This is a genomic window from Tissierella sp. (genome assembly GCF_031460495.1).
Taxonomy (GTDB): domain Bacteria; phylum Bacillota; class Clostridia; order Tissierellales; family Tissierellaceae; genus JAVKTS01.
The window spans coordinates 219900-232496 of sequence record NZ_JAVKTS010000002.1; the positions used below are offsets into that span (position 1 = coordinate 219900).

5 protein-coding genes are annotated in these 12597 nt (G+C 33.1%); all 5 read left to right on the plus strand.

The window, feature by feature from the left end; genetic code table 11:
- Positions 1-25 precede the first annotated feature (25 nt).
- The 5 genes from brxC to brxL are packed head-to-tail and all read left to right on the plus strand — an operon-like array spanning position 26 to position 12571.
- Positions 26-3637, plus strand: coding sequence for a BREX system P-loop protein BrxC (brxC, locus tag RIN63_RS04820; RefSeq protein WP_310443555.1), 3612 nt, complete (start codon positions 26-28; stop codon positions 3635-3637).
- 12 nt (positions 3638-3649) lie between these two features.
- Positions 3650-7222: a BREX-1 system adenine-specific DNA-methyltransferase PglX gene (gene pglX, locus RIN63_RS04825; protein ID WP_310443556.1), complete on the plus strand. Its 3573-nt coding sequence runs from the start codon at positions 3650-3652 to the stop codon at positions 7220-7222.
- 11 nt (positions 7223-7233) lie between these two features.
- Complete coding sequence (locus tag RIN63_RS04830; protein WP_310443557.1) at positions 7234-7953, plus strand: phospholipase D-like domain-containing protein; 720 nt, start codon at positions 7234-7236, stop codon at positions 7951-7953.
- Positions 7954-7964: 11 nt separating this feature from the next.
- On the plus strand, positions 7965-10484 hold the full coding sequence (gene pglZ, locus RIN63_RS04835; RefSeq protein ID WP_310443558.1) for a BREX-1 system phosphatase PglZ type A: 2520 nt from the start codon (positions 7965-7967) through the stop codon (positions 10482-10484).
- Between the two features lie 17 nt (positions 10485-10501).
- Positions 10502-12571 carry a protease Lon-related BREX system protein BrxL gene (gene brxL, locus RIN63_RS04840; protein WP_310443559.1) on the plus strand — a complete coding sequence of 690 codons (2070 nt, stop codon included), beginning with the start codon at positions 10502-10504 and terminating at the stop codon, positions 12569-12571.
- Positions 12572-12597: the final 26 nt, after the last annotated feature.

A 12597-nucleotide genomic window follows, 5' to 3' on the forward strand; every position in this document is an offset into this window, starting at 1 on the left:
GTGGAGGATTATGTTTATAAAGAATATGTTTGCTAAACCAATTGACAGAAATATAAAAGGTGTTATTAAAGTTGGACAAGGTGATGATGAAAATGTAAAGCAAGAGCTTGAAGAATATGTAGTAACAAGAGAGCTACAAAAACACTTTGCAGATTTTTTTTCTAGTTATAAAAGAGGAATTGTTGGAAATACAGATGCAATGGGTGTTTGGATTTCTGGTTTCTTTGGAAGTGGTAAATCACATTTCTTAAAAATACTATCTTACCTATTGGAAAATCGTGTTGTTGATGGAAAAACAGCACTTAATTATTTTATCGAAGACAAAAAAATAAAAGATGAAATGGTACTTGCGGATATGCAACTTGCAGCCAACGTATCAAGTGATGTTATTTTGTTTAATATTGATTCTAAAAGTGGAATGGGTGATACTCAGAATAACAAGGAAGCTATTCTTTCTGTATTTTTAAAAGTCTTTAATCAACATTTAGGGTTCTATGGGGCTAACCCTTTTTTGGCAGATTTAGAAAGGCAACTTACAGAGGAAGGTAAATATGAAGATTTCAAAAAAGCATTTGCAGAAATACGTGGTAAGAAATGGTTAGACTCTAGACATCAATTTAGATTTATTCAGGATGATGTATGTAAGACATTGGTTCAAATAGATTTTATGAGTATGGATGCTGCAAAAAATTGGTGTGAAAGTTCTACAGGTACCTATAATATCGACATTATGACTTTTGCAAATATGGTTAAGAAATACATAAATAAGAAAGGTAACAATCATCACATTGTATTTCTAGTGGACGAAATTGGACAATATATTGGTGATGATTCAAAATTAATGTTAAATCTACAGACAGTTACTGAAGATTTAGGATCTGCTTGCCACGGTAAAGCTTGGGTTGTAGTTACTAGTCAGCAGGATATTGATAGCATTACAAAAACGAAGGGAAATGATTTCTCCAAGATTCAAGGTAGATTTGATACAAGACTTTCTTTGTCATCAGCAAACGTTGATGAAGTAATACGAAAGAGAATACTTGAAAAAACAGAAACAGGAAGACAAACATTGGGGCTTCTCTACGATGAAAAAGATACGATAATCAAAAACCTTATTATTTTTAATGACGGCATAGAAAAGAAACTATATTCGGATAGAAATGATTTTTCTGCTGTTTACCCTTTCGTTCCTTATCAGTTTAATTTGCTGGCAAGTGTACTTACTTCAATACGGACTCATGGAGCAAGCGGTAAGCATCTAGCAGAAGGTGAGAGATCTATGCTGGCATTATTTAAAGAGTCTGCTATGAAGATTATGGAGAATTCTGAAGGATCAATTGTTCCTTTTAATCTGTTCTATGATGCTCTTGAACAATTTTTAGATCATAGTCATAAGGGCGTTATTATCCGTGCCTATGATAATGAATACTTAAATCCTGACAAATTAGAGGATTGTTTTGATGTCAATGTTTTAAAGACACTTTTTATGATTAAATATGTCAAAGAAATTGTTGCGAATTTAGAGAACATCACAAGCTTAATGATTTCTAATATTGATGATGATAGAATTGTACTAAAAGATAAAGTTGAGCAGTCTTTAAAACGTCTTGTTCGCCAAACTCTCATACAAAAAACTGGTGAGGTATACGTGTTTTTAACTGATGAAGAACAGGAGATTAATAGAGAAATTGAAAGTCAAAATGTTGAAATTTCTGAAGTTATTGGGAAAGTATCAGAGATGATTTTTGATGGGTTATATTCAGAGAAAAAATACAGATATCCAGCATTTAACGGTCGATATAATTTTGGGTTTAATCAGATTGTAGATGACAGACCTTATAAGGGAAATCAAAATTACGATATCTCACTTAGAATATTAACACCAAATTATGAATCAGGTACAGATGAAACAACACTTCGCATGATGAGTGGTCAGAGTAAATGTGTTATTGTAGCACTACCAGATGATAAAGCATTTATAGATGAGATTCGCTCTGCCCTAAAGATAGAAAAGTATTTAAGATTGAATACGTCCAATAGGGTAAGTAAATATGAGCAAATCAAAGAAGCAAAACGTGTTGAAATGCGTGAGAGGAATTCAAATGCTCGCATTTTTCTGGAAGAATCTTTGAAGGATGCTGATATTTATACTAATAGTGACAAAATACAGAATGTATCAAAAGATATAGCTGTGCGTATTAATGATGCTCTTGGTAGACTTGTACATACCGTATATCACAAGCTATCTTATATTGATACTTCAGTGGGAGAATCTCATATCAGATCAGTTTTGAAAGGAAATAATAATAATCAACTTTCCCTTGATGGTACTGATCAAACACCTAATAAACTTGCTTTAAAAGATGTCTTAGATTTTATAAGTATGAATACTCAAAGACATGCGAAGACATCTATGAAGTCCATAATGGAGCGATTTACAAAAGCACCATACGGATTTATAGAGGATGACGTTCAATGGCTAATTGCTAAATTATTTAAAGATGGTGATATAGCATTATTTGTGAACAATGATGTGGTTACCCTATTAACCAAATCTGAGGATGAGGTCTATCGCTACCTTAGTCGTAAAGAATATCTCGAAAAGCTTCTTACAGAACAAAGAGAGAAAGCAAATGATAAGCAGAAGAAAGCTGTGAGAGAAGTTATGAAAGAGCTGTTTAATGTGTCACCAATGAGTGATGAAGATGATTCCATGTTAAAGAGCTTTCAGCAATATGCAACTAACTTAAAAAATGATCTTGAAAAGTTAGAAATTCATTACAAAAACGAACCAAGCTATCCGGGTAACAATGTTGTCAAAGATGGAAAGTCTGAGCTTATGAACTTGTTGGAAATTAAGTACTCAGTGGAATTTTTTAAGACAGTTGATGATAAATTGGATAAAATATTGGGATTTGCAGAAGATTATGAACCTGTAAAAGCTTTCTTTGGTGGGGAACAGATTGAGATTTGGAATCGAAGTCTACGCTTGCTAAAGATATATGATGATAGTAAGACATTTATAGTCAACAAAGAAATTGAAACAGTGGTTGCTGAAATAAAAGGAATCATGAAGAAATCATATCCTTATAGTGAAATCAGAAAGATACCTGAACTTCTTGAGCGTTATACAGAACATTATAATAGAATGCTCGATGAAATGGAGCAACCTGTTCTTGCTGCCATTAAAGAAGCACACTCTCGTGTTGTGGAAGAACTTGAAGGAAAAGAGTGCAAAGATATATTTTCTAAAAAGGTATATGAACGTTTTAATGAAATTAGTGAAAAAGCAAAAAGCTGTAATAATGTAGCTACCTTACAAAATATAAAAGTGGAAGCTGATGCTTTAAAAGTCCGATTGCTCAATGAGATTAGTACAGAAGAAACACGCATTATAGAATCAAAACTACTAAAACCAACACCTGAATCAGGAGCCGACAAAGTCGCTGAAAATCATATGCCTTTTATTAATAAGCCAAAGATGAAAACCCAAAAGACTGTTAGTATCAAATCAATCAATTCAGAGACTACTTGGAGGATTGAAACAGAAGCAGATGTAGACCGTTATGTTGAAACCTTAAAGGCAAAATTAAAGCAAAGTATTAAAGAAAATACAATCTTGAATATAGAATTTTAACGGGAGGAAGTTATGAATAAGACAGCAATTAAGAACTTTGCCATATGGGCTAGATGTAAACTCATCAGCGATATCACATATAAAGCAGGGGTTATAGGTATCAATGAAAAATGCATATTACAGCCATTGCCAATATCCACAGATAATGTACAATTTTTTGACATTGGTACAGGAAAACCTACTGAGATTTCAAATCATGAAATTAAGCAACGTAATGCTCTTGTACATAGAATCAAAGAAAAAGAAAGTACATCTGATTATAGAACGGCTTTTCAATTTGTTATGGAAGAAGTTGCATATACGTGGTTTAATCGCTTGGTTGCTATTCGTTTTATGGAAGTCAATGATTATCTACCTTCACGTATTCGTGTACTTTCAAGTGAAACAAAGGGAAAGTCAGAACCAGATATGGTGACGACACCCTTTGATACGGATATGAATTTCTCACCATATGAAAAAGATAGAATCGTACAGTTAAAAGATGAGAATAAATTGAATGAACTATTCCGTATGCTATTTATTAAGCAATGTAATAAATTAAATGAGGTGCTTCCCGAACTCTTCGAAGAGACATCGGACTATACAGAATTCTTACTTAATATTTCTTTTACAGATAAAGATGGAGTTGTAAGTCATCTTATAAATGATATTGAAGAGAAAGATTTTACTGAGGCAGTAGAAATTATCGGATGGCTTTACCAGTATTATAATGAAGAACGTAAGAATGAGGTCATAAATATTTATAAAGGAACAATTAAAAAGGATGACATACCAGCAGCCACGCAGTTATTTACAACGGATTGGGTTGTTCGTTATATGGTTGATAATTCTCTAGGTCGTTATTGGATAGAAAGAAATCCTCAGAGTAAATTACAAGATAAATTACAATATTTTTTGACACCTAAAAATGGTGAAATTCAATTTATTAATGAAAAAGTTACCCCTGAAGAGATGACGTTTTTTGACCCTTGTATGGGAAGTGGTCATATTCTTGTATATGCCTTTGATGTACTTATGGAAATATATAGAGAGTGTGGTTATGTAGATAGAGATGCAGCACAGGCAATTGTTGAAAACAATCTATTTGGGTTGGATATTGATAACCGCGCTTATCAACTTGCTTATTTTGCAGTTATGATGAAAGCACGTAGTTATGATAGAAGATTTTTAACTAGAAAAATCGAACCTAATATTTCTGTAATTGAAGAAACCAATACAATTAAAAAGTTTAGCTGTGATGGTGTTACTAACGACAGAGAACAGAATAAAGTTGGTGAATATCTTGTTAATGCCTATAAGCATGCAAAAGAAATAGGTAGTTTAATACCTATTGAAAATAGAGATTATAATGCGTTTGAAGAATATTTAAATACCTGTAACCTTTCTGGTCAGATTACAATTGATAGCGATCATTGGAACAGAGATACTTTACCAGTAATGATAAAGGTTGTAAAACAAGCACGTATTATGATACAAAAGTATTCAGTTGTTTGTACCAATCCTCCTTATATGAACAAATTAGAGGGGAATCTCAAAAAGTTTGTGGTTGAGAAATACAAACCATATAGTGGAGATTTATTCTCTGTGTTTATATATAAAAATTTTGATTACTGTAAGCCAAACGGTTATTCAGCATTCATGACACCATTTGTATGGATGTTTATAAAAACTTATGAAAAACTGAGGGAATATATCATCAATCAAAAATCAATTACTACACTTGTGCAGATGGAATATTCTGCTTTTGAGGAAGCTACTGTACCTATATGCTCTTTTGTTTTGAAAAATGGCAAAATAGAAAAAGGATTGTATTTTAAGCTGTCTGATTTTAAAGGTGGAATGGAAGTACAGAAACAAAAAGTGTTAGAAGCAATTGAGGATAAAGAGTGTGGATACTTTTATGAAACAAGTTCAGAAAACTTCTCCAAAATCCCTGGTTCGCCGATTGCGTATTGGGTAACTGAGAAAATTCATTTATGTTTTGAAAAAGGGAGTATTCTTGGTGAAATTGCGAAACCTCGACAAGGTATGGCAACAACAAATAACAATCTTTTCTTAAGGCAATGGTATGAAGTTAATAATATGAAAACTTTTTTTATTGCAAAAAATAGCAAAGAAGCTTATGAGAGCAGTAAGAAATGGTTTCCATATAATAAAGGCGGAGAATATAGAAAGTGGTATGGAAATAATGATTGTTTAGTTAATTGGGAAGATGATGGCAGAGATATAAAAAAATACCTCGAAGGCAAAAATCCGAACATTCCAAGAGGTGAATCTCTTTATTTTGACAAGTGCTTTTCTTGGTCGTTAATTTCTTCTGCATCACCTGCTTTTAGATTTAAAGATTATGGAAATATATTTGATATTGCAGGAATGAGTTGTTTTTCCACCAATAATCTCTGGTATCTGTTAGCATTGTGCAATAGTAAAATTGCACTAAAAATTCTTAGAATTTTAGCGCCTACGATTAATTTCCAAGCGGGAGATATCGCAAATATACCTGTTATTTTTTCCAAAGAACACGAGGCACAAATAAATATTTTAGTCGATCAAAATATTTCCATCTCTAAAACTGATTGGGATTCCTTCGAAACATCATGGGATTTTATTACTCATCCACTCATTATCTATCGTAGTAGTGCAGATTATGCCGATGTACAGATGGATAAATGGCAGTTTAAAATAGTTGATGCTTTTAGAAGTTGGGAAAGTAATACAGAAACGCAATTTAATATCCTCAAAGCCAACGAAGAAGAACTTAATCGTATTTTCATAGAAATATACGGCTTACAAGATGAACTTACTCCCGAGGTAGAAGATAAGGATGTTACTGTCCGAAAGGCAGACCTACAAAGAGATATTAAAAGCCTTATATCCTATGCAGTTGGATGCATGTTCGGGAGATATTCCCTTGATGTAGATGGCCTTGCTTACGCAGGTGGCGAATGGAATGATAGCAAATACACCACTTTTATACCTGATGAGGATAACTGTGTTCCAATTACCGATGAAGAATATTTTGAAGATGACATTGTTGGTTTATTTGTTGCATTTGTAAAGAAAGTGTACGGAATTGAAACTCTTGAAGAAAATCTTGATTTTATTGCAAAAGCGCTAGGCAATAAAGGTGATACTTCAAGAGAGGTAATTCGTAACTACTTTGTAAAAGATTTTTATAAAGATCATTTAAAGATTTATCAGAAACGTCCAATTTATTGGTTATATGACAGTGGTAAACAAGATGGATTCAAAGCTCTAATATACATGCACCGTTATAATGCTGATACAACAGGTATTGTTCGTGTTGACTACCTTCACAAAATGCAGAAAATTTATATGGGTGAAATTGATCGTATGCAGGATATGGTGGAAAATGGTACTCAAGTTCGTGAAATTGCACAGGCAGAAAAACGGAAAGAGAAACTTATTAAACAGCTTAAAGAAACAAAAGAATATGATGAGAAAATTGCCCATATTGCTCTTAGTCGAATAGATATAGATCTTGATGATGGAGTAAAGGTTAATTATGAAAAAGCTCAAACAGCTCAAGATGGCAAGAAACTTGATATTCTTGGAAAGATCTAGGGTGATGATTTATGGAGAAGGAAATGATAATTTCTGATATTAATCACTTGCTTAATACTGTTAGTACCGCTATTGAGGATGAAGATTCAAATATGTCTTCGTTTATTTATGATAATTATATTAGAATTGCCGAAGTATGCAAAAGTAATTACTTTTTAAATATTCCGTTACTTTCATTGAATGATATTCTGAATTATGAAGAAAAGGGTGGTATGCGAGGAACATATTCTGCAATTCAAACGAGTTTAAAGCAGATTAAGAGTAGAATAGAAATATATATAAGTTATAATCCGAGAACTTATACTAAACCGTATTTTATGGATATTAAAGATTCAATTATTTCAGAAATCGAACGAGCAAGTTTTGTTATTTGGATTGCTATTGCTTGGTTTACGGATCTTGATATTTATAAAGCTTTATTATCTGCTAAAGAGCAAGGTGTAAATGTTCAAATATTAACACTCAACCATGAAAATAATAAAAATAGAGATGGTAGCTATAAGTTGGACTTTAGAAAGAAAATTGAAACTAAATACTTTTCCGGATATGTTGTAGGGCAAGAAAATTTACATCATAAATTTTGCATGATTGATTTTGAAATGGTTATTACTGGATCATATAATTGGACTATAAGTGCAAGTAAAAATTCAGAAGATGTAATATTTGTTTATGATATAGAAACAGCAAAAAATTATGCTGAAAAATTTGTAGATTTAAAGAAAAAAGTTTAAGGTGGTGAAAAATGGCAGAACTTAATTTAAAACAGATAACAGATAAACTAAATAGCGAATTTGCATCAGATATCCGTAAGCTAGTCTTCTGGTATGATGCTAATGCAGAATTTGTATCAGATATAGATACATTGGAACTTGAGAATGCAAAGATTTTCAGACTTGAGAGAGACAATCAGTTTCATACGAAATATTTCTTAGAGCGTAAAGATACAAAAACTAATTATTTAATATATGCACCTTTTCCAAAGCCAGCACTAAAGGACAATCATCTGGCAGATACAATACGCTATTCCAAAGAGTTTTTTGCAGACAGAGCCTCATTACTGGCGATCGATTTAGGTATTGATGAGAAGTATAAGCCTGTGCTACAACATTATATTAAGTTCTTTGGGGCGAAAGATAGAACACAAAAGTTTTATGAATTGGAAATTGAGAATTTTAATAAACCAGTTATAGAAACAGCACTTATGAGTGTAATTTGCAAGACTAAGGTTGTTTCATTTGAGGAAATTGTCAGGACCATGATTTCAGAGGGAGAGTTAGAGAATAATAAATATTTGGCTGAATTTGAGAAGTATGATTTGATAGAACCTTTCTGGAAGATGTGTGAGGAAACCTTTGGATACACAGATATTGTACCGTCTTTATCAAAACTTATTTACACATTGTTTGTGACCTATACCTCAAAGGTGATTCATACAGAGCTTCCACAAGCATGGAGAAATTATTGTTCTTATAAATCAGGGAATATCATAGCTTTTTTGGATAGTTTAATGAATAGCCTGATTTATAATGAGAACTTCGATGAACTTTCACAGATGGTATATGACAGCTTAAAAGGTGACGATATCTTTGAAAGAATAGGGACAGATAATATAGTTGATTGTGAAATATTCCGTAAGGTTGATATCTTCATAATTAAATGGCTTATTGCAAGGCTTGAGAATGAAGATACCGATGCTAAATTGCATGGATATACTATACCGGAAATTTGTCGTTTAAGAAGAAAGATGCACTATAGAAAGATATATTATTCCCATTACTATATTATTGAAAATGCCTATTACCTGATTCTTGCAGCTCACTTTGAGCCTAAGAAAACAATAGAAGAAATAGCAAATCAATATATTGTAAAAGATTATATGATTGACCAGAAATATCGCTATTTCTATTTTCACTTTGATAAAGTGTTAAATAATACCCCATATGAATCTCTTCGTGATTTGGTAGAGAATATTTATACAAATAAATTCTTAGATGAATTGTCCGTAGAGTGGAACAAGGCCTTAGTAGATGCGAAAGCAGATACAGGGCTTATAAAACAGCAGGAATTTTTTAATAGATATATAAGAAACTCCAAAGAACGTGTTGTTGTTATTATATCCGATGCACTCCGCTTTGAAGTAGGGCAAACCCTAATGAAAAGGTTGCAGGAAGATGAAAAATGTACAGCGAAGATTGCAGCAATGCAAAGTGTCTTACCTTCCTATACGAGATTTGGTATGTCAGCATTACTCCCACATAAAGAACTTTCTATGAGTGATGACTATAAGATTTTAGTAGATGGTAAGGTATGTGATGATTTAAAGTCGAGAGAACAAATACTACAAACTTATGTGCCAAATAGTCGAACAGTCCAATTTGATGACATAAAAACAATGAAGATAGCTGATTTGAAGGAGATATTCGTTGGACAGGATGTTGTATATATATATCATAATCAGATAGATGCCAGAGGTGATAAGCTAAATACTGAAAATGAAGTCTTTATTGCCTGCGAAGAAGCTGTAGAAGAGATTCATACTATGATAAAAAGACTTACAAGTGCCAATAACATTCATTTTATAATAACGGCAGATCATGGATTCATCTATAAACGTGACAAACTAGCTGAAAGTGATAAAATTGGTGGCTTTCATAAGAATAATGCTTTGGTTGGCAGACGATATGTTGTTGCAAACGAAAGAGTGAATGCAGATGGTATTGGAAGTGTTACACTAGGGGATATATTAGGGAGTGATGATCAAAGGGTAGTTTCAGTTCCAATAGGCAGCGATGTTTTCAAAGTGTCTGGAGGAGGCCAAAACTATGTGCATGGCGGTTCTTCATTACAGGAATTGATTATCCCTGTCATAGATGTAAGAACTAACAAATATCATACAGAAACTAAAACGGTAAGTATTGGACTTGTGAGCTTGGTGCATAAGATTACCAATCTTATGACTAATCTTGATTTTATCCAGACAGATCCAGTTACTGATATTAATAAAGAGACGGTTTATAAACTGTTCTTTATCTCAGATGATAATGAAAAAATTTCAAATGATAATATCTACGTTGCAGATAAAAAAGATAAAGATGCAAGTAAGCGAATATTCCGATTAAAGTTTACTTTTAAGAATAAACAATATGGTAAAAACAGAAAATATTACCTTGTTGCCTATGATGAAAAAAATGCACTTGAAGTGATTCGTCATGAGGTAAAGATGGACTTAGCATTTGTTGATGATTTCGGGTTTAATGTTTAGTTTAGGAGGATGGCAGAATGGCTGATTTAAATAAATTTGATGAAGTAGATAATCCCAATACTGTCATAAATAAAAAGCTAAGACAGTATTTTGACGGGAAGATAGTCCGAAAGGATTTGACAAAATCTATTAAAGAGGGAGCTAATGTACCCATTTACGTTCTGGAATTTTTATTGGGGCAATATTGTAGCTCTGATGATCCGGACATTATTGAAGAAGGAGTAAAAACAGTAAAAAAAATTCTAGCAGATAATTTTGTTCGCCCTGATGAAGCACAGAAGGTTTTATCTATTTTGCGTGAACAAGGTAGTTATACAGTAATAGACCGTATTACTGCTAAACTTAATATTAAGCAAGATCGATACGAAGCAGAATTCTCGAATCTAGGAGTTAGGGAAATACTCCTTGCTCCTGATTATGTATCTAAGTTCGACAGATTACTTTGTGGTGGTATTTGGTGCATTGTTCAACTTGAATATGAATTTTTAGAAGAAGACAAAAGAGCAACTCCCATTCGTGTGAGGAAATTGACACCAATTCAGATGCCTCATATTGAGTTAGATGAAATAAAGGAAGCCAGAAAAGAATTTACAAAAGATGAGTGGATTAATATTTTACTTCGTTCTACAGGTATGGAACCAGATAAATTTACTGAACGTGAAAAATGGCTTCTCCTTGCTCGTATGATTCCACTTGTAGAAAACAATTTTAATCTTTGTGAACTTGGTCCTCGTAGTACAGGTAAGTCCCATATTTACAAAGAGATATCACCTAATAGCATTCTTGTATCTGGAGGTCAAACTACAGTTGCTAATCTTTTTTATAACATGGCCAATAAGACAATTGGTCTGGTTGGAATGTGGGATTGTGTTGCTTTTGATGAGGTTGCAGGGATTACCTTTAAAGATAAAGACGGTATTCAGATTATGAAGGATTATATGGCATCAGGTTCATTTGCTCGTGGGAAAGAGGAAAAGGCTGCGAGTGCATCTATGGTTTTTGTAGGTAATATTAATCAAAGTGTGGATGTACTACTAAAAACCTCTCATTTATTCGAGCCATTTCCAGAAGCTATGGCTTATGATACTGCTTTCCTTGACCGTATGCATTGTTATATCCCTGGTTGGGAAATACCGAAGTATAGACCAGATTTCTTTACAAATGAATATGGATTTATAACGGATTATTTTTCTGAATTTATGCGTGAAATGCGTAAAGAACAGTTTAGTGATATAAGTGATAAATATTTTAGATTTGGTTCTAACTTAAACCAACGTGATGTTATTGGTGTCAGAAAAATGATATCAGGGTTTGCTAAGCTTCTCTATCCAAACGAGGAATTTACAAAAGAAGATATAGCTGAGATAGTGACTATATCACTTGAACTAAGAAGACGTGTAAAAGAACAGCTTAAAAAGATAGGTGGAATGGAATTTTATGATGTGAATTTCTCCTACATAGATAATGAAACCTTTGAAGAACATTATGTATCAGTTCCAGAACAAGGTGGAGGCAAATTGATTCCTGAAGGCATCAGTAACCCTGGACATGTGTATACCATATCAAGAGGTAAAACTGGTATGATAGGAGTCTATCGTTTGGAAACACAAGTTTTACCGGGCAATGGAAAATTTGAACGCACTGGTCTTGGTACTGATAGAGAAGCTAGAGAGGCTACTAATACTGCATTTAACTATCTAAAAGCTAATGGTCATTCAATCAGCAACTCTATTAGTACGACAACAAAAGATTACATCATAAATTATCAGGATTTAAATGGAATAGGAATTACTAAATACTTAACCTTACCTACACTAATTGCAATTGCATCAGCAGCACTAAATAAGCCAACCTTAAGTAGTCTTGCTGTTTTAGGTGATATCAGTATCAGTGGAACAATTTTAAAAGTAGAGGAATTGGCCAGTGTATTGCAAGTATGCCTAGATAGCGGAGCAAAGAAGGTGTTACTACCAATTACATCTGCAGCAGAGATGGGAACAGTGCCATCGGATTTGATGGGTGCTTTTAGCATAATATTTTATTCAACGCCACAAGAAGCAGTGTTTAAAGCTTTAGGTGTAGAGTAAAGGGGATTTTGTGGAGAAGAGAAAGA